22 protein-coding genes and 1 tRNA gene are annotated in these 22,144 nt (G+C 58.0%); 19 read left to right on the top strand and 4 right to left on the bottom strand.

Annotation, left to right across the window (positions count from 1 at the left end; all coding sequences use genetic code 11):
* On the top strand, positions 1 to 1,475 hold a 1,475-nt coding region (locus tag ACTG4M_RS13495), incomplete at its 5' end, for a DUF4214 domain-containing protein (protein WP_439124191.1).
* A gap of 607 nt (positions 1,476 to 2,082) precedes the next feature.
* A complete protein-coding gene (locus ACTG4M_RS13500) occupies positions 2,083 to 3,243 on the top strand; it encodes a tyrosine-type recombinase/integrase (protein ID WP_439124192.1) in 1,161 nt (386 codons plus the stop codon).
* Positions 3,244 to 3,621: 378 nt separating this feature from the next.
* On the opposite strand, the gene ACTG4M_RS13505 is transcribed toward ACTG4M_RS13500, so the two are convergent.
* Positions 3,622 to 3,696: transfer RNA gene (locus ACTG4M_RS13505), tRNA-Thr, on the bottom strand.
* 244 nt (positions 3,697 to 3,940) lie between these two features.
* Here ACTG4M_RS13505 and ACTG4M_RS13510 point away from each other — a divergent pair.
* Genes ACTG4M_RS13510 through murD form a run of 6 tightly spaced genes read left to right on the top strand, consistent with a single transcriptional unit; the run spans position 3,941 to position 9,195 of the window.
* Positions 3,941 to 4,108: a hypothetical protein gene (locus ACTG4M_RS13510; RefSeq protein ID WP_439124193.1), complete on the top strand. Its 168-nt coding sequence runs from the start codon at positions 3,941 to 3,943 to the stop codon at positions 4,106 to 4,108.
* A 5-nt stretch (positions 4,109 to 4,113) separates the two neighbouring features.
* Positions 4,114 to 5,385 carry a UDP-N-acetylglucosamine 1-carboxyvinyltransferase gene (gene murA, locus ACTG4M_RS13515; RefSeq protein ID WP_439124194.1) on the top strand — a complete coding sequence of 424 codons (1,272 nt, stop codon included), beginning with the start codon at positions 4,114 to 4,116 and terminating at the stop codon, positions 5,383 to 5,385.
* The gene (locus tag ACTG4M_RS13520) at positions 5,382 to 5,861 is read left to right on the top strand and encodes a DUF2948 family protein (RefSeq protein ID WP_439124195.1); all 480 of its coding nucleotides are present in this window, start codon (positions 5,382 to 5,384) and stop codon (positions 5,859 to 5,861) included. Before murA ends, ACTG4M_RS13520 begins: the two co-directional genes overlap by 4 nt.
* Entirely contained in the window at positions 5,858 to 6,376 is a 519-nt protein-coding gene (locus ACTG4M_RS13525) for a GNAT family N-acetyltransferase (RefSeq protein WP_439124196.1), read from the top strand. The genes ACTG4M_RS13520 and ACTG4M_RS13525 overlap by 4 nt, the downstream gene beginning before the upstream one ends.
* Positions 6,377 to 6,429: 53 nt before the next feature.
* Positions 6,430 to 7,731, top strand: a complete 1,302-nt coding sequence (hisD, locus tag ACTG4M_RS13530; RefSeq protein ID WP_439124197.1) for a histidinol dehydrogenase — start codon at positions 6,430 to 6,432, stop codon at positions 7,729 to 7,731.
* Positions 7,732 to 7,791: 60 nt separating this feature from the next.
* Entirely contained in the window at positions 7,792 to 9,195 is a 1,404-nt protein-coding gene (murD, locus tag ACTG4M_RS13535; protein ID WP_439124198.1) for a UDP-N-acetylmuramoyl-L-alanine--D-glutamate ligase, read from the top strand.
* Between the two features lie 16 nt (positions 9,196 to 9,211).
* On the opposite strand, the gene ACTG4M_RS13540 is transcribed toward murD, so the two are convergent.
* The 3 genes from ACTG4M_RS13540 to ACTG4M_RS13550 are packed head-to-tail and all read right to left on the bottom strand — an operon-like array spanning position 9,212 to position 11,739.
* Positions 9,212 to 9,871 carry a hypothetical protein gene (locus ACTG4M_RS13540; RefSeq protein WP_439124199.1) on the bottom strand — a complete coding sequence of 220 codons (660 nt, stop codon included), beginning with the start codon at positions 9,869 to 9,871 and terminating at the stop codon, positions 9,212 to 9,214.
* Positions 9,868 to 10,527, bottom strand: a complete 660-nt coding sequence (locus tag ACTG4M_RS13545) for a hypothetical protein (RefSeq protein ID WP_439124200.1) — start codon at positions 10,525 to 10,527, stop codon at positions 9,868 to 9,870. The genes ACTG4M_RS13540 and ACTG4M_RS13545 overlap by 4 nt, the downstream gene beginning before the upstream one ends.
* Before the next feature lie 30 nt (positions 10,528 to 10,557).
* The gene (locus tag ACTG4M_RS13550) at positions 10,558 to 11,739 is read right to left on the bottom strand and encodes an NAD(P)/FAD-dependent oxidoreductase (protein ID WP_439124211.1); all 1,182 of its coding nucleotides are present in this window, start codon (positions 11,737 to 11,739) and stop codon (positions 10,558 to 10,560) included.
* Between the two features lie 142 nt (positions 11,740 to 11,881).
* On the opposite strand from ACTG4M_RS13550, the gene ftsW reads away from it, so the two are divergent.
* The 11 genes from ftsW to ftsA all read left to right on the top strand — a co-directional run.
* Complete coding sequence (ftsW, locus tag ACTG4M_RS13555; protein WP_439124201.1) at positions 11,882 to 13,048, top strand: putative lipid II flippase FtsW; 1,167 nt, start codon at positions 11,882 to 11,884, stop codon at positions 13,046 to 13,048.
* Between the two features lie 100 nt (positions 13,049 to 13,148).
* On the top strand, positions 13,149 to 14,267 hold the full coding sequence (locus ACTG4M_RS13560) for a UDP-N-acetylglucosamine--N-acetylmuramyl-(pentapeptide) pyrophosphoryl-undecaprenol N-acetylglucosamine transferase (RefSeq protein ID WP_439124202.1): 1,119 nt from the start codon (positions 13,149 to 13,151) through the stop codon (positions 14,265 to 14,267).
* On the top strand, positions 14,264 to 15,661 hold the full coding sequence (gene murC, locus ACTG4M_RS13565) for a UDP-N-acetylmuramate--L-alanine ligase (RefSeq protein ID WP_439124203.1): 1,398 nt from the start codon (positions 14,264 to 14,266) through the stop codon (positions 15,659 to 15,661). The genes ACTG4M_RS13560 and murC overlap by 4 nt, the downstream gene beginning before the upstream one ends.
* Before the next feature lie 190 nt (positions 15,662 to 15,851).
* Entirely contained in the window at positions 15,852 to 16,526 is a 675-nt protein-coding gene (locus ACTG4M_RS13570; RefSeq protein ID WP_439124212.1) for a cupin domain-containing protein, read from the top strand.
* Entirely contained in the window at positions 16,523 to 17,575 is a 1,053-nt protein-coding gene (locus tag ACTG4M_RS13575) for a flavin monoamine oxidase family protein (protein WP_439124204.1), read from the top strand. Before ACTG4M_RS13570 ends, ACTG4M_RS13575 begins: the two co-directional genes overlap by 4 nt.
* Positions 17,576 to 17,734: 159 nt before the next feature.
* Positions 17,735 to 17,983, top strand: a complete 249-nt coding sequence (locus ACTG4M_RS13580) for a DUF2484 family protein (protein ID WP_439124205.1) — start codon at positions 17,735 to 17,737, stop codon at positions 17,981 to 17,983.
* Positions 17,980 to 18,240 (top strand): DUF2484 family protein, encoded by a 261-nt coding sequence (locus tag ACTG4M_RS13585; protein ID WP_439124206.1) that lies wholly within the window; start codon positions 17,980 to 17,982, stop codon positions 18,238 to 18,240. Before ACTG4M_RS13580 ends, ACTG4M_RS13585 begins: the two co-directional genes overlap by 4 nt.
* Before the next feature lie 39 nt (positions 18,241 to 18,279).
* Positions 18,280 to 19,227 (top strand): UDP-N-acetylmuramate dehydrogenase, encoded by a 948-nt coding sequence (gene murB / locus ACTG4M_RS13590; RefSeq protein ID WP_439124207.1) that lies wholly within the window; start codon positions 18,280 to 18,282, stop codon positions 19,225 to 19,227.
* 108 nt (positions 19,228 to 19,335) lie between these two features.
* Entirely contained in the window at positions 19,336 to 20,250 is a 915-nt protein-coding gene (locus tag ACTG4M_RS13595) for a D-alanine--D-alanine ligase (protein WP_439124208.1), read from the top strand.
* Complete coding sequence (locus tag ACTG4M_RS13600; RefSeq protein ID WP_439124209.1) at positions 20,238 to 21,113, top strand: cell division protein FtsQ/DivIB; 876 nt, start codon at positions 20,238 to 20,240, stop codon at positions 21,111 to 21,113. The genes ACTG4M_RS13595 and ACTG4M_RS13600 overlap by 13 nt, the downstream gene beginning before the upstream one ends.
* Positions 21,110 to 22,144, top strand: a 1,035-nt coding sequence (gene ftsA / locus ACTG4M_RS13605; protein ID WP_439124210.1) for a cell division protein FtsA, incomplete at its 3' end; no start/stop codon positions are given. The genes ACTG4M_RS13600 and ftsA, both read left to right, overlap by 4 nt.

Genomic DNA, 22,144 nt, shown 5'->3' on the forward strand with positions numbered 1-22,144 from the left:
AGCTCCAGAATCCATCGCTCCGTCAGAAGCAACCCCGCTCAATCACGACCTCAGTTCCAAACGCGATTCCCCTGCAGGCTGTTGCACAATCATTGGGAAATGGTGCCCTTGGGGATGCGGGTCTGCATGCTGAAATCAAGAGCGCATACGACGCCTTGTTCGAGCGGCAAAGCGATACGGGGCTGATCAATGTTCTGGAGGAAAAGATCCGGAGCGAAGTAGACGCGACTTTGCGCTTCTTTGAAATATCGACAGCAACAGAGGTTACGGCTGACCTTGCATGGGCACCACCTGGAGTACCTTATGTCCCCGGATCCTTGATTTCTCGGTCCGATGAAGTCCTGACACAGACCATTACCGTGGAAAGAGCGCCCGGCAGTACCCCGATTTATGAGCTGGTTCTAGGGCGGTTTGGTCCTGAACTGGAGTTCTTGGGCAATTTTGAAACCGACGCTTCTTTCCGTGTAAGATATAATGCGGCCATCGACGACGCGACCGCTCGAATGACCGATGACGCAATGGTGTCGCTGGGCATGTACACGCTGATCGATGCAATCGAGGCAGAGACGGTGCATCTGGTGAATGGCGGCTCTGAAGTTGTTCTGAGAGCGAGCGACAACGACCATCAAGCGACAAATGTTGCCGATTACGTCATTGGCAATGATGGCGATGATCGGATCGAAGGACTGGGCGGGCCTGACGCGCTTGTGGGCGGGCGTGGAAATGACGTGCTGATCGGCGGCAACTGGACCGACGCCCTGACCGGGGGTCCGGGCAGCGACATGCTGTTTGGTGCCACGATTGGCCAGACCAACACGGTCATCGACACCGCCATTTTTGACGGCAATTCCCGCGAGTACACCATCGAAGGTGGGCGCGCCTATGCCACTGTGACCCATGCGGACGGCACGCGCGACAAGCTCTTTGACATTGACGTCGTGCGTTTCGATGACGGGTTTGTCGAACTTGGCGAAGGCAACGCGCTGGACGGTGCGGGCGATATCGAGGACTTCACCATCCCCGAGATTGTCGCGCTGCTCTATGCGGCCGCGCTGGACCGCAGCAATACGGATGACGATCCCAACAACAACCTCGACCGGGGTGGGCTGAACTTTTACATTGACGCGATGGAGGACGGGTTCGGCGTTGTGGCTCTGGCGGGAAACCTGATGACCAGCCCAGAATTCACCGAGAATTTCGGTGATGTCGATACATTGTCAAACGAAGAGTTTGTAGACCGCGTCTACCAGAACGTGCTCGACCGCGTGCCTGAACAGCGCGGGCGTGATTTCTACATCGCAGAGCTTTCCGAACGCGGGCAGACCAAGGCGCAGGTGTTGGCAGATATCGCCATCAGTCCCGAAAATGCGTCCGAGGCGCAAGCGACCCTGATGAGCCTATATGAGACCAGCACACCCGAGGTGCGCGTGCTTCCCAACATTTCTATCGATCTCGATTGGGTGTTCGTGTCCTGACAGATGTCGCGAATTGGACACTTCTCCGAAACCATACATGAGGTACGCAAGATCGTTGTCGCGGTATCCTAAGCTACAAAAGCGAGAGGAAGATTTCCGATAAGCGTGGGTGTCAGTCACGATGCGGCTGTCGAGAGCTGGTTCTGTGCCTTGGCATTTGAGTTCGGACATCGGTTGCAGGTGAACTGGACCTGTCCTGAATTGTGCATCTCTCCTGCAAGGCGGACGTCCGATTTGGGGAAGCTGCGCTGCGGCATCATTTGTGACAGCGAGAGTCCGGTTTGGGCCGATTAGGCACAAAAATTAGCTTCTGCTTCCATCTAATGCAGCCAGTCAGCCAGTCAGCTAGAAAACCCTGCTATCGTTTCTTTTGGGGATTTGTCGAAGAAGGTGGTGCCGGTGATAGGACTCGAACCTACGACCCCATCATTACGAATGCGATGCTCTATCAGCTGCGTTAGTGCGACATCCGTCTTCGTCGCAGCCAACGAGTTGGATAGCCTTTCTTTATACCTGACGCAGTACGACCTAGCCAGGTAAGCATTAGAAAAGTCGAGCTTTTTTTCAAGGTGTGTTTATAATGAAGCGTGGCCAAAAGGAGGTCACGATGCCAGGACTACGTTTAACTCGCCGCAGTGTTGACGACATACCGCACCCTGAGAGAGGGCAAGTTATCTACAGAGATACGATGTTGCCGGGGCTTGGTGTCCGCGTCGGCGTAAAGTCAAAGACTTACATTGTCGAAGGCCAGATCAATCGTCGCACCAAACGTGTGACGCTGGGACGGACTGACCTCTATCCTCCTGAAACGGCACGGCGCAAAGCACTCATTGTTTTGGGCGATATGGCAGACGGTGTTGATCCGACGGCAGAAAAGCGAAGAAAAGCGGCTGATAAGATCACGGTCGAAAAAGCTTTCAATAAGTTCTTTGACACCCGACCGGATTTGGCAAAGGCAACGATGGATAATTATTCACGCACAGGGTTCATCTACCTTAAGTCGTGGGCAAATAAGCCAATCAATGAGATCACCCGGCAGATGGTGCTGAAAAGGCACCAAGAGATGTCGCGCAACAACGGAAAGGTCACTGCCAATGACTCGTTCCGTCATTTTCGGTCGGTCTACAATTTCATCGCTGCAACGGAAGATGACTTCCCGCCAAACCCGGTGAGTATTCTCAGCCAAGCAAGGGCTTGGAACAAAGAGCGGCGGCGCCAAACAATCATTGAGGCCAAACAGCTTCCGGCATGGTGGGACGCTGTCTTGTCAGAGCCAGATTATGTGCGTGACTTTCTGCTCTTGGCTCTGTTCACAGGAATGCGTCGCTCTGAATTGCAACGCTTGCGATGGGAGAACATCGATCTGGATCAGCGTAAGCTGCACTTGCCGACGACCAAGAACGGTGATCCTCTCACGCTCCCAGTTTCTGACTTTCTCTTCAATTTGCTTGAGGCAAGAAAAGAAAATGCTGGTGCATCCCCTTGGGTTTTCCCTGGCAACGGCCCCTCTGGTCATATTGTCGAGCCAAAAAAGTTCCTTCAAAGGGTGACCGCAGCCTCAGGCGTTGCTTTCACATTGCATGATCTGCGCAGAACTTATATCACGATAGCCGAAAGCCTAGATATCCCACACTATGCTCTTAAGCGCCTACTGAACCATCGCTCATCCAATGATGTTACAGGTGGTTATATCATCATCAACGTTGACAGGTTGCGTGGACCAGTTGAACTCATCTCCGGACGCATCCTGGAGATGAAAGAAGCCTAAGGCTGATCGCAAGCATTCGCTTCAAAACGGATCGGGGGAGAGGGTGCCTTCGGTTCAGATACTTGCGTCATTGCAGATAATCTTTTTTGAGGCTGGCAACCAGAAGACGACTTAAACACACAGGCGATTGAACTTGTGTGGCTCCGGCATTGCTGACCTTGCCAGGAGTTAGCGGCTCAAGCCGCTGCCTCAAGACGTTCGACGCCACAATCAAAGCTCATCAAATTCAAACATCCATTGGAAGTTTGAGTGAGAAGTCGCGCGCAATCGCAAGCCGAATATCCACGGCCCTTGGTGCGTTGCGAGCCATGCGGACAATGCAACGACTACAAATGCTTAGGCATTTGAGCGACATCCCATTGTAAATAAAAAGAGCTATGGTGCTGCTGGAGAGAATCGAACTCTCGACCTCTCCCTTACCAAGGGAGTGCTCTACCTCTGAGCTACAGCAGCCTATAAATCCAGGGTACTAAGACATATGCCCTACTAATACCCTACTAATATTTTCCCTGACCCACTAACTCACCGTAACCGTGTACCTTTTTGGCAAAGACCTCCCCCTTACCAAGGGAGTGCTCTACCTCTAAGCTACAGCAGCGCGGTGTGCCTGTATCAGCGTGGCGGGTGATTAGACGCAAACTCAAATCGGTGCAAGCGCAATCTGGACCCTTTTTAGCCTCTGGGATAGGAAGTGGTCATGACGCAGAAAACAACATCCGGGAAATCGACGGCATCAGCGCGCGAAGACAGGCTTAAGGCTGCGCTGAAGGCGAATATGGCCAAGCGCAAGGCACAAGCGCGGGCACGGTCGTCCACGAGTCTGGATGAGAATAAAGACAACAAAAACACGAGCGAGGGCAGTTAGCACACATGGACCAGATTATCGTGACGGGGAACGGCCCGCTGAGCGGTCAAATTCCCATAGCCGGAGCAAAGAACGCCTGCCTGACGCTGATGCCAGCGACGCTGCTGAGCGAGGAACCGCTGACGCTCACCAATGCGCCGCGGCTGAGCGACATTCGCACCATGACGACGTTGTTGCAATCGCTTGGGGCCGAAGTGCAATCACTGCAGGACGGTCAGGTTCTGGCCATGTCGAGCCATGATCTGACATCGACGAGGGCCGAATATGATATTGTCCGCAAGATGCGCGCGTCGATCCTTGTGCTGGGGCCGCTCTTGGCGCGCTTCGGGCATGCCGAAGTGTCGTTGCCCGGAGGTTGTGCCATTGGCGCGCGGCCGGTGGATCTGCACCTCAAGGCATTCGAGGCGATGGGTGCAGAGTTGGAGCTGCGCGATGGTTATGTGCACGCCAAAGCACCTGTGGGCGGATTGCGAGGCGGCATCGTTGAGTTCCCGTTCGTGTCCGTAGGGGCCACGGAAAACGCGTTGATGGCGGCGACGCTGGCAAAAGGCACAACCGTCCTCATGAATGCGGCGCGCGAGCCCGAAATCGTGGACCTGGCGCAGTGCCTGCAAAAGATGGGTGCGCAGATTGATGGTGAGGGCACATCAGAAATCACCGTTCAGGGCGTTGACCGGTTGGGCGGTGCGACGCATCGGGTTGTGACCGACCGGATCGAACTCGGGACCTACATGTTGGCGCCTGCGATTTGCGGCGGCGAGGTGGAGTGTCTTGGTGGTACGATCAATCTACTGGCGGCATTCTGTGAAAAACTGGATGCGGCGGGTATCTCGGTCGAGGAAACACCAAACGGGTTAAAGGTCGCGCGCAAAGGCGGGCGGGTGTCGGCGGTTGATGTCACGACCGAGCCGTTCCCAGGCTTTCCGACCGACTTGCAGGCGCAGATGATGGCGTTGCTCTGCACCGCCGAAGGCACAAGCGTTTTGGAGGAAAAGATCTTCGAGAACCGATTTATGCACGCGCCCGAACTGATCCGCATGGGAGCCAGCATTGATGTGCATGGCGGTACCGCGACGGTCAAAGGGGTCGATCACCTTAAGGGGGCACCGGTGATGGCGACGGACCTGCGCGCGTCGGTGTCGCTGATCCTGGCCGGTTTGGCGGCAGAAGGTGAAACCGTGGTGAGCCGTGTGTATCATCTGGATCGCGGCTATGAACACGTCGTGCGCAAGCTTGAAGGCGTGGGGGCCAAGATCGAACGGGTGAAAGAACAGTGAGCGTGGACGCGACATTCGAAGACGGCGCAGCCAAACCGCTACGGCTGGTCGCGATGGATGCCGACGATCTGCAGGTACTTTCGGCGCTTTGCCAAGATGCGGTGTTTCCGGCAAGTGAAATGCAATGGCAACGCCGCCAGCGTCGCTTTGGCATCCTGCTGAACCGTTTTCGCTGGGAGGACATCCCGGTGGCCGACCGAGGCCGGCGCACGCCCGAGCGGGTACAATGCGTTTTTGCCATTGAGAACGTGGTGCGCGTGGCCAGCCAAGGCGTGACGCCCGGAGATGTGGATACAATCCTGTCGGTGCTGGCCGTCACCTTCGAGGAAGACGACGCAGGCGGTGGGGCAGTCTTGCTCACGCTGGCGGGCGACGGTGCGATCCGGTTGCAAGTCGACGAATTGGAAGTGGCCTTGCGCGATGTGACCAAGCCGTACGCCGCAGTGTCCGGCAAGGTGCCGGATCACCCGGAATGATTGTCCGGCGGCTGACGCCGAAGGATTTGTCTGCATTCCGGGCGCTTTGGGCTGACGGCTTGATGCGCGTGCCGACTGCTTTTCTGTTTAGTGCAGAAGAGGTCCGCGCCTTTCCGAACAAAGACGTGGAACGTGGGCTGAACGTGAATTTGACCTTGGGTGCCTATAACGATGCAAAACGGCTGGTCGGTTTTGTGTCAGCGCGACGCGGTACGCCGCAACGAATGCGACATATGGCGGATATCGGCCCATTATACGTGCGATCCGAGTCGCAAGGACAGGGCTACGGTCGCGCTTTGATGGACGCTGTTTTGCAGCAATTGATCGACGCAGGCGTGCAGCAGGCCGAATTGGTGGTCGATGTTGAAAACACCGGTGCCCAAAAGCTGTATCAAACGCTGGGCTTTCATGTGTTTGGCAGACGGCCTCGGTCGGTTGTGATCGATGGGGCGGGGCGCGACGATTATCTGATGATCAAGGCGCTGGATGACACGGACCTGACCCGCGACGCTTGAGGGTTGGGGCTGTGCGGTCTAAGTACCCGGCAACTGCTGATCCGGAGGGCGCAATGCCACAATTTCTGTCCACGCTTGATGCCGATTTCGACACCCGTTTCGCGGCGCTTTTGAGCGCCAAACGCGAGGACAGCCCGGATGTGGATGACACCGTGGCGGGCATAATTGCGGATGTGCGGGCGCGCGGCGATGCGGCGGTGTTGGACCTGACTGCAAAATTCGACCGACTGGAGCTGTCAGCGGCACAGTTACAGGTGTCTGAGGCCGAGATCGATGCCGAAATTGCCAAAGTGCCCGATGCAGAACGGATCGCCTTGGAAACAGCAGCAGAACGTATCCGTGCTTATCACGCACGCCAATTGCCAAAAGACGAGATGTGGACGGACGAGCAAGGCGCAACTTTGGGCTGGCGCTGGACCCCTGTCTCGGCAGCCGGTCTCTATGTGCCGGGAGGATTGGCAAGCTATCCATCGTCCGTTTTGATGAACGCGGTGCCTGCCAAAGTGGCCGGGGTTCAGCGTTTGGCTGTAACGGTGCCAACACCCGATGGCATCATCAATCCGCTGGTTCTGATGGCCTGCCGCATCGCTGGGGTAGACGAAGTGTATCGCATCGGTGGTGCGCAAGCGATTGCGGCCTTGGCCTATGGCACTGACACCATTTCACCGGTGGACAAGATCACCGGGCCGGGCAACGCCTTCGTCGCAGCGGCCAAGCGGCGGGTGTTTGGCAAAGTTGGCATCGACATGATCGCAGGGCCTTCGGAAATTCTGGTCATCGCGGATGGAGAGAACGACCCTGATTGGATCGCCCTGGATCTGATGTCTCAGGCGGAACACGACGAATCCGCGCAATCGTTGCTGATCACCACCGATGCGGCTTTTGGACAGGCCGTGGCCGATGCGGTGGAGAAGCGGCTTGAAACACTAGAACGCCGTGCGATTGCGGGGACGAGCTGGCGCGATTTTGGCGCTGTCATCACTGTACGCGATTTGGATGAAGCCGCGACGCTGTGTGACCGCATCGCGCCCGAACACTTGGAACTGTGTGTCGATGACCCTGACGCGCTGTCGGCCAGGATTACCCATGCGGGCGCGATTTTTCTTGGCCAGTGGACGCCCGAAGCGATTGGCGATTACGTTGGAGGCCCGAACCACGTGCTGCCAACTGCACGGTCGGCGCGGTTTTCCTCGGGCCTGTCGGTGTTGGATTTCTTGAAACGCACGACGCTTGCCAAGATGTCGCCTGAGGCGTTGCGCGCCATTGGACCGGCAGCGGAAACGCTGGCCAGATCGGAATCGCTTGAAGCACATGGGCTTTCCGTCACAGCGCGCCTTCGCAAGCTCAACGGCTGATCTTTCCCGCCGCACCCAGATGGGATAGCGGTTGTGCCAACACATTTGCAGAGGTGCGCGATGATCCCCGTTCAGGGCTTTAAAGGCCATCAGGTGGCCGTGTTGGGTTTGGGCCGGTCGGGCCTGTCAGCTGCGCGCGCGCTGCGCGCAGGTGGGGCGACCGCGATCTGCTGGGATGACAATCCCAAGGCCCGCGAAACGGCAGAGGCCGAAGGGTTCGAAACCCGTGATCTGACCCGCGACGGCGCCTTCGATGCGGTTGCCAGCCTGATCGTCAGCCCGGGCATCCCGCATCTCTATCCAACGCCAAATCCTGTCATCGCTAAGGCATGGGCCGCTGGTGTGCCGGTGGACAACGATATCGGTCTGTTCTTTCGGTCTCTGGCAACACCAGAATGGGACAATTTCGACACCCTCCCGCGGGTGATCGCGGTCACTGGATCGAACGGCAAATCTACCACTTCGGCGCTGATCCATCACATTCTGGAAGAGGCCGGCCGTAACAGCCAATTGGCGGGCAATATCGGGCGCGGTGTGTTGGATATCGACCCGCCGGGCGACGGCGATGTGGTTGTGCTGGAACTGTCCAGCTACCAGACCGATCTGGCGCGTGCGCTGACACCGGATGTGGCTGTCTTCACCAACTTGTCGCCCGATCACCTTGATCGCCATGCTGGGTTGGGTGGCTACTTTGCTGCGAAACGCAGACTTTTTGCCGAAGGCGGTCCAGATCGCGCGGTGATCGGCGTAGACGAAAACGAAGGCCGCTATATCGCAAACCAACTGTCAGAAGGGCCAGGGGATGATCGTGTCATTCAGGTATCATCTGGTCAAAAGCTGACTGGCCCCGGCTGGTTGGTCTATGCGCGCAAAGGCTTTCTGACCGAATGGCGCAAGGGCAAGCAGGTCGCATCGATTGATCTGCGTGGAATCAAGGGATTGCCGGGTGCGCACAACCATCAGAACGCCTGTGCCGCTTATGCTGCTGTCCGTGCGCTTGGCGTTGCCCCGCGGCAGGTCGAGGCCGCATTGCGCAGCTTTGGGGGGCTGCCGCATCGCAGTCAGATCATCGCGGAACAGGATGGTGTAACTTACGTAAACGACAGTAAAGCGACCAACGTCGATTCCGCGCTCAAGGCGCTGCAGGCGTTCCAAAACATCCGGTGGATTTGTGGCGGGTTGCAAAAAGAAGGCGGGCTTGACGATCTGCTGCCGGGGTTCGAGCACGTCAAGAAAGCGTATGTCATAGGCCGCGAGGCGGATGGCTTCGCGCTGCAATTGACCGGGGTCGAGGCCGAAGCATGTGGCACCATGGAGAAGGCTGTCGCCCGCGCAGCTGCCGAGGCAGAGCCGGGGGATGTTGTTCTACTTGCCCCAGCCGCTGCGAGTTTCGACCAATATGACAGCTTTGAAAAACGCGGCGAGGATTTTGTCGCGCGGGTGAACGCACTGTTGCAACCATAAGAACAACGCCTGTGCTCTAAGCGATGTCTCGTCGTCTGATTTCTCGCAGCAAGCCTGCCTTTACTGCTTCGGGGTGGATCACCCCAAGCTGTGCCGGAACATGGGCAAGGTCCAGCACGACGGCAATGGCAAAGCGGTGCATGCCTCCGCCGCTACGCAAAGGGCGCCCATCTCGGGCGATATGTACAAAAATACCACCATGTTCGCGGCGCGTTTCGTTCACGCTGCCATGCGGGCGGAGTGTTCCGGTGTGCTGCGCCTCTTCAAATATACGATCAAGCCGGTCGTATCTGGCGACCAAGTCTTCGCGCGTGCGGCATGAATCGATTTGACCTTTTTCCGCGATTTGCTGGAGCATATACTCAAAAAGCTCTGTTTGTTCCCACGGAACGCCATTTATGAAATGGTCCCGAATACTATCAAGCTTGAGATGCTCGCGGAACGTCAGTCGCGACTTGTCCCATTCCCCAGGCGCTATCAGTCCGGAATGACGTCGTCGAAAATTTGGTGCGTTGTTTTCTGGATCTGGCTTGTACCAATCAGTTACATCGCGCGCGCGGATCCAGATCAGCTCATCACTTTGTGGCGCATCATGTCCAGAGCGCAGACGATTGGAGACATCGCGGAGCGCTTTGACATGAACACCCGCGCGGATCGCATCACGTACCCCGGTCATGCGGCACCTCTGCGATATTGGCCAAGGATACCGTTGCTTAAAGCTTCGGGATGCACGACACCCAATTGGGCCGGAATTCGTGTCAGACCCAAGGCGCGGGCAATGCCGACCCGGTGATTGCCAATTGCGCCAAAGATCGGATCGCCGTTGCGATCGATATGGACATATATGCCATTGGGCAGGCGAGGCGTTCCGAATTGCAGAACGGTTTCGTCGCGAAATCCATTGTCGCGAATGTCGGAATAAAGTGCGTCGATCTTTTGGTATCTCGCGATAATGTCGTCCATTGTCCGGCAACTGTCGAAGGTGCCTCGCGCGGCAATCATGTCTTGCATGTGGTCAAAGATACCTGTTTTCGCCCAAGCCACGCCGTCCCTGAAATGCGCGAGGCATGCAGCAATTTTCCAAGATTTATCAGTGGGTTCTGTCTTTTTATCCCAGTCGCCATCGAGCACCAACCCGGAATGGCGCCGCTTGAAATCTGGGGTCAGCTCAGGGTTTCGGATGTATATCCGGTCAAGCTGTTGTGGGTTGATCCAAATGCGCTCCTTGGCACGCGGCGCGAAACGTCCACGGGCGATCCAATTGGCCGTGTCACGCAAGGGGCCACGCAAGATCGCAAGCGGGGATTTGGTATGGGATAGGGCGCGCGGCATTCCGCACAATTGTAACAGTTTGATGAAAGATCAAGCGCGTTCGCGGATTGCGCGGCCTGCAGCGACACCCGAACTCCAGGCCCATTGGAAATTGTAACCGCCCAGCCAACCGGTGACATCCACCGCTTCGCCGATCATAAAAAGCCCCGGCACCTCTCGGGACATCATCGTTTTGCTGTCGATCCGATCAGTAGAAATGCCGCCCAAAGTCACCTCGGCCGTGCGGTAACCTTCGCTCCCCGTTGGGGTCAGTCTCCAATGGCGCAGGCGGTCTGAGATTTCGTCAATGCGTTTGTCCGACAGGTCACCGACATTGCCGGAAAGCGGCAGGTCACCGGACAAGTGGGTGACAAGCCGTTCTGGCAAAACCTCGGCCAGTGCGGTGGTCACGTTGCGTTTGCCTTGTGTTTGGCGCGCCGTTTTCAACGTGCTTGCAATGTCTTGGTGGGGCAGCAGGTTCACGGTGATTGCATCACCTTCGGCCCAGTAGCTCGAAATTTGCAAAACCGCAGGCCCGCTCAGACCGCGATGGGTGAAGAGCAAAGCTTCTTCGAACACCGTGCCGTTGGCTTCTGCCATCACGTCAGTTGCGACGCCAGAGATTGGCGCAAACCGTTGGTCGGAAAACGTCAGCGGCACTAGGGCAGGGCGGGTGTCAGTGATCTGATGCCCGAACTGTCGCGCGATGTCATAAGCAAAACCTGTTGCGCCCATCTTGGGGATCGATTTGCCGCCGGTCGCCAAGATCAGATTGCGCGCAGTCACGCTGTGTCGTTTGCCGTCGCGTTCAAGCATGGCGGTAAAGCGGGTGCCGTCATGGCTCAGATCGACAACCGACGTCCCCAACCAAAGTTGTGCGCCGGCCGACAACAGCTCGGATCGGAGCATCTCGACGATTTGAGTTGCTTTGTCATCGCAGAATAGCTGGCCCAAGGTCTTTTCATGCCACGCGATCTTGTGGCGATCCACGAGTTCAATGAAATCCCATTGGGTGTACCGGCTGAGCGCGGATTTGTGGAAATGCGGGTTCGCGCCAAGAAGCCGTGCTGGTTCGGTGTGCATGTTTGTAAAGTTGCAGCGCCCGCCACCCGAGATGCGAATTTTCTCACCGGGGGACTTGGCGTGATCAATGATCAGCGTCGAGGGCCCGGCCTGTGCCGCACACATCATGCCGGCGGCTCCGGCCCCTAGGATCAACGTGTCTACCTGCATGGCGCGCACCCACCATGGATCGGCATCAGGCGCAAGAGTATACCGGCGAATCATTCTTCTGGATCGCGCGAATCATATCGGTTAAGATGCGACCAGAGACCCGGGGAACACGGGCGATTGAGGCAGAAATAGCGGTGAAACCATGACAGAGATGGTCTATGGCGCGGTCCCCACCCGCGCGAGCGAACCTGTGTTGCCAAAATGGTGGCGTACGATCGACAAGTGGTCGTTGTCTTGCATCCTGATCCTGTTCGGCATCGGCATCCTGCTGGGGCTGGCTGCGTCACCGCCCTTGGCCGAGCGCAACGGGTTTGCGCCATTCCATTACGTGCAGCGGCAATCCGTGTTCGGGGCGCTGGCGCTGGGCGTGATGATTTTTGTGTCGATGCTTGGCCCCATTGTCGTGCGACGATTGGCAGTCCTTGGGTTTATCGCAGCCTTTATCGCACTGGCAATGCTGCCCTTTTTCGGTACTGACTTTGGCAAAGGCGCGGTGCGCTGGTACTCTTTGGGCTTTGCGTCGGTTCAACCGTCCGAGTTTCTTAAACCCACTTTCGTGATTGTGGCGGCATGGCTTTTGGCTGCCAGTCAGGATCTGGGTGGCCCGCCGGGCAAGACATTGTCTTTTGCACTGACGGTGAGCATTGTTCTGATGTTGGCATTACAGCCCGATTTTGGACAAGCTTGTCTGGTGCTGTTCGGCTGGGGGGTGATGTATTTCGTCGCCGGTGCGCCAATGCTTTTGCTGATGATCATGGCCGGGTTGGTCGTGTTTGCAGGCACCATTGCCTATAGCAATTCCGAACATTTCGCGCGTCGCATCGACGGCTTTCTGAGCCCTGAGGTCGATCCGACAACGCAGCTTGGCTATGCCACCAACGCCATCCGAGAAGGTGGGTTTCTGGGTGTTGGTGTGGGTGAAGGCCAAGTGAAATGGTCGCTGCCGGATGCGCATACCGACTTCATCATTGCTGTCGCAGCCGAGGAATATGGTCTCGTGCTCGTCCTCATCATCATCGCGCTTTATGCCACCATCGTGGTGCGGTCGCTGTTGCGGCTGATGCGCGAACGTGATCCGTTTATTCGCCTTGCGGGCACAGGGCTTGCTTGCATGTTCGGCGTACAGGCGATGATCAACATGGGCGTTGCCGTTCGTCTGTTGCCAGCCAAGGGCATGACATTGCCGTTCGTCAGCTACGGTGGGTCGTCGCTGATCGCTGGTGGCATCGCCGTAGGCATGCTTCTGGCCTTCACCCGGAGCCGTCCACAGGGCGAAATCGGCGATATCTTGCGGGGACGGTTGCGCTAGTGCCATCATCTGGGGTCATTCGGCCTAGGGTTTGTTGACAAACGGCGCTCGTACAGGTCTCTGTCGGGCTGTCCTTGGGTGGGCCTTGGACGGGGGAACCATGAGCAAACCGTATCTTATCATCGCAGCCGGGGGCACCGGTGGTCATATGTTTCCGGCGCAGGCGCTCGCCGAGGTCATGTTGCGCCGTGGCTGGCGGGTAAAACTGTCCACCGATGCGCGCGGTGCGCGCTACACCGGCGGTTTTCCACATTCAACTGAGATCGAACAGGTCGCCAGCGCCACCTTTGCGCGCGGCGGTGTCTTGGCCAAGGCTTTGGTTCCGTTCCGCGTTGTCGGTGGTGTGTTGTCGATGTCCTGGCGAATGCTGCGCGACCGGCCTGACGTCGTGGTCGGCTTTGGTGGCTATCCGTCGATTCCCGCATTGGGTGCGGCTTGGTTGCTGCGGCGGCCCAGGATGATCCATGAACAAAACGGTGTGCTGGGCCGGGTGAATGCGCTGTTTGCAAAACGTGTGCAGCGGGTCGCTTGTGGCACATGGCCGACCACATTGCCTGATGGCGTCGAAGGATCGCATGTTGGCAATCCGGTGCGTTTGTCCGTCAAGGATCGGGCTGGAGCGTCATATATCCCACCGGGCGATTACCCGATGTCGATCCTTGTGATCGGCGGCAGCCAAGGCGCACGCATCCTGTCGGACGTGGTGCCGCCCGCGATTGCGTCCTTGCCTCTAGAGACATTGCAACACCTGCGGGTCAGCCATCAGGCACGTGACGAAGATGGCGACCGCGTGGCCACCTACTATGCCGAACACGGGGTCGATGCGGAGGTGCAACCGTTCTTTAACGATCTGCCCAAGCGTATGACTGAAGCTCAGCTTGTGATCTCACGCTCTGGCGCGTCGAGCGTGGCTGATATCTCGGTGATTGGACGCCCGTCGATCCTGATCCCCTTTGCCGCTGCCACAGCTGATCACCAAACCGCCAATGCGCGCGGTTTGGTCGACGCGGGTGCTGCGATCCGCATTCCTGAAAGCATGCTGAACGTCGAGAGCCTTGCAGATCAGCTCACCACGATTTTGCAAAACCCAGACGCGGCTTTGCAAATGTCGCAAGCCGCGCTCGGACAAGCAAAACCTGACGCAGCGCAAGATCTTGCCGCGCTGGTCGAGTCGCTGGCCGGCCACAATCCACAGACCCTGGAAGGACAGACCGAATGAACGCCGCCACCAAATTGCCCGTCGATATCGGCGCCATCCACTTCGTTGGGATTGGCGGTATCGGCATGTCCGGCATTGCCGAGGTTTTGGTGAACTTGGGCTATACGGTGCAAGGGTCCGACCTGAAGGCGTCGAAGATCACAAACCGTCTGGCCGATCTGGGCGCACGCATCTTTGAAGGTCAGCGTGCCGAGAACCTTGACGGGGCCGAGGTGGTTGTCGTGTCTACGGCGATCAAACCGGGCAATCCGGAACTCGACGAAGCCCGGCTGCGCGGTCTTCCTGTGGTACGCCGCGCCGACATGCTGGCCGAGCTGATGCGCCTAAAATCGAACATCGCGATTGCGGGCACCCATGGCAAGACGACCACGACGACCATGATGGCAGAACTGATGGTCGCAGGCGGCTTTGATCCGACTGTCATTAATGGCGGAATCATCCACGCTTATGGCTCGAACGCGCGGATGGGGCAGGGAGAATGGATGGTGGTCGAGGCCGACGAATCCGATGGATCGTTCAACCGACTGCCAGCAACCATCGGTGTAGTGACCAATATCGATCCCGAGCACATGGAGCACTGGGGTGATTTCGACCGGCTGCGGCAAGGATTTCAGGACTTTGTGTCGAACATCCCGTTCTACGGTTTGGCGGTATGCTGCACCGACCATGAAGAAGTGCAACGGTTGGTGGGTAAGGTCACGGACCGGCGCGTCGTGACGTATGGCTTTAACGCGCAGGCCGATGTGTGCGCGGTGAACCTGACCTATAAAAAGGGCGTGGCGCATTTCGATATTGCCCTTCAGTCCGAAGATGATGTGATCGAAGGCTGCAGCTTGCCGATGCCCGGCGACCACAATGTGTCAAACGCCCTTTCGGCCGTCGCGGTGGCCCGGCATCTGGGGATGAAGAAATCTGAGATCCGCGAAGCTTTGGCCGCGTTTGGCGGCGTGAATCGTCGGTTTACCAAGGTCGGAGAATGGAACGAAGTCACCATTATTGACGACTACGGCCACCACCCGGTTGAGATTGCCGCCGTGCTGAAAGCCGCGCGTCAGGCGTCCGAGGGGCGTGTTATCGCCGTGCATCAGCCGCACCGCTACACCCGTCTGGCCAGCCTGTTTGATGATTTCTGCGCTTGTTTCAACGAAGCCGATGTTGTGGCGATCGCCGAGGTGTTCGCGGCAGGCGAAGACCCGATCGAGGGCGCGTCACGCGATGATCTGGTCGCCGGTCTGATCCGTCACGGCCACCGGCACGCGCGCGCGATCCTGAATGAAGACGATCTCGAACGGCTGGTCCGCGAACAGGCGCGGCCGGGGGACATCGTGGTGTGCCTTGGGGCGGGCACGATCTCGACCTGGGCAAACGGGTTGCCCGAGAGATTGGCGAAGTAGGCCTTCAAGACCTGCGAAAGATGCCTTGACACATCCTGATTTTCGGGTGGCCGAAAACCGGGGCGTTGCCCCTCGGCCTGCGGCCACTCCCCAAGGTATTTTTGAACCAGAGAAGACGATGGGACAGGGCATCCTTGATGCCTTAGTCGGGCTACGCTTTGAGCATGGTTTTGATGGCAGGAGCGATGCGATGGAACTGAATGCGGATTTCACGAAACGGGTCGTTGTTCATGCTGCGGATCAGCCATGGGTCGCGTCTCCGATGCCGGGTGTGGATCGCCGCATGCTCGACAGGATTGGCGATGAGGTGGCGCGGGCGACTTCGATTGTACGCTATGCGCCGGGTAGCGCGTTTTCAGAGCATACACATACCGGGGGTGAGGAATTTCTGGTTTTGGACGGTGTGTTTCAAGATGAACACGGCGACTACCCGGCGGGCACTTATGTGCGCAACCCGCCGACCACATCGCACACACCTGGTGCTGCGGCGGGGTGCACGATCTTTGTCAAACTCTGGCAGTTTGATCTGGAAGACCGAACGCAGTTTCGCGTGACGATGGCCGATCAGCTTGAGGCGTCGCGCGACGGCAATGCACGGGCGGAACTGCACCGCGATGCGCGTGAGGTGGTGTCGTATGTGTCGCTTGAACCGGATGCTGTCCTGACCGATACGGCTGAGGGCGGCATTGAGCTTTTGGTGCTGGACGGTGGCTTGCGTGAAGGCGTGGACGATTTGGTGCCTTGGTCTTGGCTGAGGCTGCCGGAGGATGCAGCCTTGCATGCGACGGCGGGTCCGAACGGGGCCAAGCTTCGGATGAAAACCGGGCACTTGCCGTTTGCTCAAGCGCCATCGGTCGGAACTTGAGTGGATCTGTTGCGATTGTCGGTGGCGGACTGACAGGGCTTGCCTTGGCCGACCGGCTGCACGCGGCTGGGATAGACTTCCAACTGTTCGAGGCGCGGGACCGATTGGGTGGCCGGATTAGTACGGCGCGTCGTGGGGCGGACTGGTTCGATCTGGGGCCATCCTGGTTCTGGCCGGGTCAACCGCGCATGGCTGCTTTGGTGCAGCGGTTCGGGTTGAATGTGATTGCGCAATATTCCGAAGGGGCGCAGCTTTATGAGACAGCCAAAGAAGAGGTGATCCGAGATCGTGGCTTTGCGTCGATGCAAGGATCATTGCGCGTGCATGGCGGGATGGGAGCGATTGTCGAGGCTTTGGCGAGCGCTTTGCCGCTTGGGTCGGCTGAGACCGGGCGCGCGGTGCAGTCAATCTCAGCAGATGGTACGATCAGTTTTGCTGATCACGGCGCATGTACGTTTGGTCGTGTCGTATTGGCCGTGCCGCCGCGTGTTGCCGCCGAGATCGCCTTCGCGCCGGAATTGCCGCATCATGTTCAGTCGGCGTTGTGCGGTATTCCGACATGGATGGCGGGCCATGCCAAGCTGGTTGCCGTTTATGACAGCGCATTCTGGCGCGACGATGGTCTGTCTGGCGATGCGTCGAGCCAGCTTGGACCGTTGGCGGAAATTCACGATGCCAGCGCCACGACGGGTGGGGCGCTGTTTGGGTTCGTAGGGGTTCCAGCGACGGCCCGCGCCGGTCAGCGCGATGCGGTCATCGATGCTTCGGTGGCGCAGCTGGGGCGATTGTTCGGGGCGCGCGCGATGAAACCTCTTGCCGTTTACTACACGGATTGGGCGGAGGAAGTTGGTACAGCAGTGGCAGCGGATCGCGCGCCGCTCATGCATCATCCGGCATATGGGCGCCCAACGGTTTTAGACCCCGCAGAGGGCAGCCGGATTTATTTTGCGTCCAGCGAATTGGCCCCTGAGATGGGCGGATATCTTGAGGGTGCGCTTGCTGCTGCGGATGAAGCTGCAGGCTGGGTATTGGGTATGATGCCCGGATAAGATGGGCCTCGATGTGTCACCGTACCCTGTGCTTCGGTCAACCGATATGGGGCACAGCCTTCGCGGGAATTCCCCGACTTCACCCTTTTCAGGACGTGATTTGGCCCGAAATGAACGGTACCCGATCCTAAGAAAAAGAACGTGCAGGGTCTACGGCAGATGCTTCTTTGGGTCACACTCGGTTGGGTATTTGCATCCGCGCTGGTTGCGATGTTGCCGATGCGCTGGCAGTATATGCCGGGGGTGGTGTTGCTTGCGGCGGCACCCGCGTTGATTGTTTTGATAGCACAGTCCTTGGGTCTGTGGGCCGCGCTAGGTGCTGCTTTGGCGTTTGTGTCGATGTATCGCAACCCGCTGCGCTATTTCTGGAAGCGCCTGACCGGGCAAGAGGTGGAGATTCCCCAATGATGAGCTATTCCCTGAGTGCCGCCTGTTGCTGGATCATTCTGGCAGCCATTCTTGCTGCGGTGCCGTCTAAGGACAACCACTGGCGGCGGGCGTATTTCCTAATGGCGCTTGGCGCACTGATCCTGATCTGGGTTTACATGCAGGATGGGGTTTATTGGGGTTTGGCCTTTACGCTTGCGGTTCTCAGCGTGTTTCGCTGGCCACTGCGCTATTTTGCAGCGTGGATCGTGCGACAGGTGACACGCCGCGCCGAATGAGGCTTTACGCGCCGCAGCCCTTTGGGCAAAACGCGAGCTATGAATGACCTTCCTGATGTGCGCGGTACACTGAGCCGCGATAAATCTTTATCCGATCTGACTTGGCTACGTGTGGGTGGGCCTGCAGACTGGCTATTCCAGCCTGCTGACGTGGACGATTTGCGAGCCTTTCTGGGTGAATTGGACGGCAACGTGCCGGTTTTCCCAATGGGCGTTGGATCGAACTTGATCGTGCGCGATGGTGGATTACGAGCGGTTGTGATCCGCATGGGGCGTGGGTTCAACGGCATCAGCACCGAAGGCAACCGTGTCACCGCCGGAGCGGCGGCGCTCGATGCGCATGTTGCCCGAAAGGCGGCAGATGCGGGCGTTGATCTGACCTTTTTACGCACAATTCCAGGTGCAATTGGTGGTGCGGTGCGGATGAACGCAGGCTGCTACGGCTCTTATGTGGCGGATCATTTGATTGAGGTGCGGGTTGTGACGCGGGATGGCGACCTAGTGACCCTGCCTGCAGCCGAGCTGGAACTGACCTATCGCTCAAGCAGCTTGCCAGATGGCTGGGTCGTTGTTGAGGCGGTATTCGAAGGCCTGACGGCCGAACCCGAAGCGCTTCATGCTCGCATGCAAGACCAGTTGGCCAAGCGCGATGCGACCCAGCCGACCAAAGATCGTACAGCAGGCAGCACGTTCCGCAACCCGGTGGGATTCTCCTCGACCGGGGCTGTGGATGATGTGCATGACCTCAAGGCGTGGAAGGTGATTGACGACGCGGGTTTGCGCGGTGCAACGCGGGGCGGGGCGCAAATGTCGCCAAAACATCCGAACTTTCTGGTCAATACCGGGAATGCCACTGCGGCTGACCTTGAGGGATTGGGCGAAGAAGTGCGAAAAAAGGTTTTCTTGCACTCTGGAATAGAGTTACAATGGGAAATCAAACGTGTTGGAGAGCCGTTGGCTGAAACAACACGACCGGACGAGGGATAAACCCTCGCAGGTGAAGGCGGTGCACCGGGCAGGTTGCACATCATAACAAGGGGCGTAGCCCCAGGCAGAAATGGGGGGCAACCCCTATAATTCGAGGCGATTTTGGGTATGTCGAGCAGGGCAAGCCCGAAAGTGGCAGTATTGATGGGTGGCCCCTCGGCCGAACGCGAGGTGTCCTTGTCGACCGGGCGCGAATGTGCCGCCGCTTTGCGGGACGAAGGTTTTGAGGTTCACGAGGTCGACGCAGGCCGTGATCTTGTATCCGTATTGTCCACCCTTTCCCCCGATGTGTGTTTCAACGCCCTGCATGGCCGCTGGGGTGAAGATGGTTGTGTTCAGGGTCTGTTGGAATGGCTTGGCTTGCCTTACACGCATTCGGGCGTTTTGGCATCGGCTTTGGCGATGGACAAAGAGCGGACCAAGGATGTGTATCGCCGTCATGGCTTGCCTGTGGTCGCCAGCGTTCTGGCGTCGCGTGATGTCGTGCGCAGCCAACACGTGATGCCGCCGCCCTATGTGGTCAAACCTTTCAATGAAGGGTCGTCGGTGGGCGTCTACCTTGTGAACGAAGATGCGAACGGACCGCCGGCCTTGTCGGATGAAATGCCGCAAACCGTAATGGTCGAAGCCTTTGCGCCCGGACGGGAGTTGACGACCACCGTGGTCGGAGATCGGGCGCTTTGTGTGACCGATATTCTGACCGATGGATGGTACGACTACGACGCCAAGTACAAGGCTGGAGGGTCGCGGCATGTTTTGCCCGCGGACGTCCCCAAAGACATCACTGCTGCCTGTCTCGACTATGCCGTTCGTGCGCATGTTGCGCTGGGCTGTCGCGGCGTGACGCGCACTGATTTCCGCTGGGATGAAAATAAAGGTCTAGATGGATTGATCCTGCTTGAGACCAACACCCAACCGGGTATGACGCCCACATCGCTCACGCCCGAACAAGCGGCCCATTCGGGGATGAGCTTTGGTGCGCTGTGTCGCTGGATTGTTGAGGACGCGTCATGTCACAGATGAGCGCACGCCCCGATCCTGCGCCGTCGCGGTTGAAGTACCGGATGGAGCGGCTCATGTTGACGCCGCTTTTTCGGCTGGTGCTGCGATTTGGTGTGCCGTGTCTTTTGACCTTTGGGGCTTCAAGCTGGTGGCTCTCGGTCGAGGGAAATCGTCAGATGATTTTTGACACCTATGCCGATCTGCGCTCACAAGTGGAAAGCCGTCCTGAATTCATGGTCAACATGATGGCGGTTGATGGCGCGAGCGATCTGGTGGCCGATGGCATCCGGCAAATGCTGCCTTTGGACTTTCCAATCAGTTCTTTCGACCTCGATCTTGAAGCGATGCGTGAAACTGTTGTGTCGCTCGATCCGGTGAAATCAGCGCGGCTTTATGTGCGTCAAGGTAATGTCCTTCAGGTCGATGTTGTTGAACGCGTGCCGGTTGTGCTGTGGCGCAACGACCTGGGTTTGCAGCTTTTGGACAATGAAGGCGTGTTGGTCGGACCAGCCTTCGTTCGGGCGGATTGGCCAGAGCTGCCGTTAATTGTCGGAGACGGCGCCAATGGGCAAGTGATCGAAGCGTTGGAACTCATTGCCGCGGTCGGGCCTTTGGCGGGCCGTTTGCGCGGGTTGGTGCGCATGGGGGAACGGCGTTGGGACGTGGTTCTGGACCGGGATCAGCGCATTCTTTTACCCGAAACCGACGCGGTTCAGGCGCTGGAACGCGTCATCGCGATGGATCAGGCAGTGGATATGTTGGAGCGAGATCTGGAAGTGGTCGATCTTCGGCTGCCCAGCAGGCCAACACTTAGAATGACAGACGGTGCAGTGCAGGAATTGCTCCGCATCCGGGCGATCGAGGCAGGGGAGCCATTGGAATGATCGAGCTTTACGAGTCACAGCGGGCAATGCGCAACATGCGCAAGGCGGCGATGCAGAGAGGGGTGATTGCCATTCTCGACATTGGCAGCTCCAAGATTGCTTGCCTTGTGCTGCGTTTCGATGGAACGGATCGCGCGCTCGAGAGTGACAGTATTGGTTCACTGGCTGGTCAGTCTGGGTTCCGGGTGATTGGGGCCGCGACAACCCGGTCGCGCGGTGTTCGCTTCGGTGAGATCGATTCGATGGGCGAAACCGAACGCGCCATCCGCACAGCGGTTCAAGCAGCGCAAAAGATGGCGCAGATTCGCGTAGATCATGTAATTGCGTGTTTTGGTGGGGCCGATCCGCGCAGCTATGGGCTGGCGGGCAAAGTTGATATTGCGGGCGCCACGGTTGATGAACAGGATGTCGCGCGCGTGCTGTCGGCCTGCGATGTGCCAGACTTTGGTCACGGGCGCGAAGTTTTGCATGCGCAGCCGGTGAATTTCGCGTTAGATCACCGCTCTGGCTTGATCGACCCGCGCGGTCAGATCGGTCAGGAACTGGCGGCGGATATGCACATGCTCACCGTAGATGCCATGGCGATCCAGAATCTGGCCCATTGCATGAAGCGGTGTGACCTGGAACTCGCCGGGATTGCCAGCTCGGCTTACGTGTCAGGCGTGTCGGCTTTGGTCGAAGACGAACAAGAGCTTGGAGCGGCCTGTATCGATATGGGCGGCGGATCAACAGGCATCTCTATCTTCATGAAAAAGCACATGATTTTCGCGGACGCGGTGCGTATGGGCGGTGATCATGTGACCAGTGATATTTCGATGGGCTTGCAGGTTCCGATGGCTGTCGCCGAACGGATCAAGACGTTCCACGGCGGTGTGGTCGCCACAGGTATGGATGACCGCGACATGATTGAAATCGGTGGTGATACCGGCGATTGGCACCACGATCGTCGATCAGTGAGCCGCGCGGAACTAATTGGGATCATGCGGCCCCGTGTTGAAGAGATTCTGGAAGAAGTCCGGGCACGGCTGGAT

Source organism: Marivita sp. (genome assembly GCF_965656765.1).
GTDB lineage: Bacteria > Pseudomonadota > Alphaproteobacteria > Rhodobacterales > Rhodobacteraceae > Marivita.

Coding starts and splice junctions, on each gene's coding strand:
- ACTG4M_RS13500 (WP_439124192.1), top strand. CDS start 2,083: ATGCCAGGACTACGTTTAACTCGCCGCAGTGTTGACGACATACCGCAC.
- ACTG4M_RS13510 (WP_439124193.1), top strand. CDS start 3,941: ATGACGCAGAAAACAACATCCGGGAAATCGACGGCATCAGCGCGCGAA.
- murA (WP_439124194.1), top strand. CDS start 4,114: ATGGACCAGATTATCGTGACGGGGAACGGCCCGCTGAGCGGTCAAATT.
- ACTG4M_RS13525 (WP_439124196.1), top strand. CDS start 5,858: ATGATTGTCCGGCGGCTGACGCCGAAGGATTTGTCTGCATTCCGGGCG.
- hisD (WP_439124197.1), top strand. CDS start 6,430: ATGCCACAATTTCTGTCCACGCTTGATGCCGATTTCGACACCCGTTTC.
- murD (WP_439124198.1), top strand. CDS start 7,792: ATGATCCCCGTTCAGGGCTTTAAAGGCCATCAGGTGGCCGTGTTGGGT.
- ACTG4M_RS13540 (WP_439124199.1), bottom strand. CDS start 9,871: ATGACCGGGGTACGTGATGCGATCCGCGCGGGTGTTCATGTCAAAGCG.
- ACTG4M_RS13545 (WP_439124200.1), bottom strand. CDS start 10,527: ATGCCGCGCGCCCTATCCCATACCAAATCCCCGCTTGCGATCTTGCGT.
- ACTG4M_RS13550 (WP_439124211.1), bottom strand. CDS start 11,739: ATGCAGGTAGACACGTTGATCCTAGGGGCCGGAGCCGCCGGCATGATG.
- ftsW (WP_439124201.1), top strand. CDS start 11,882: ATGACAGAGATGGTCTATGGCGCGGTCCCCACCCGCGCGAGCGAACCT.
- ACTG4M_RS13560 (WP_439124202.1), top strand. CDS start 13,149: ATGAGCAAACCGTATCTTATCATCGCAGCCGGGGGCACCGGTGGTCAT.
- murC (WP_439124203.1), top strand. CDS start 14,264: ATGAACGCCGCCACCAAATTGCCCGTCGATATCGGCGCCATCCACTTC.
- ACTG4M_RS13570 (WP_439124212.1), top strand. CDS start 15,852: ATGGAACTGAATGCGGATTTCACGAAACGGGTCGTTGTTCATGCTGCG.
- ACTG4M_RS13580 (WP_439124205.1), top strand. CDS start 17,735: ATGCTTCTTTGGGTCACACTCGGTTGGGTATTTGCATCCGCGCTGGTT.
- ACTG4M_RS13585 (WP_439124206.1), top strand. CDS start 17,980: ATGATGAGCTATTCCCTGAGTGCCGCCTGTTGCTGGATCATTCTGGCA.
- murB (WP_439124207.1), top strand. CDS start 18,280: ATGAATGACCTTCCTGATGTGCGCGGTACACTGAGCCGCGATAAATCT.
- ACTG4M_RS13595 (WP_439124208.1), top strand. CDS start 19,336: ATGTCGAGCAGGGCAAGCCCGAAAGTGGCAGTATTGATGGGTGGCCCC.
- ACTG4M_RS13600 (WP_439124209.1), top strand. CDS start 20,238: ATGTCACAGATGAGCGCACGCCCCGATCCTGCGCCGTCGCGGTTGAAG.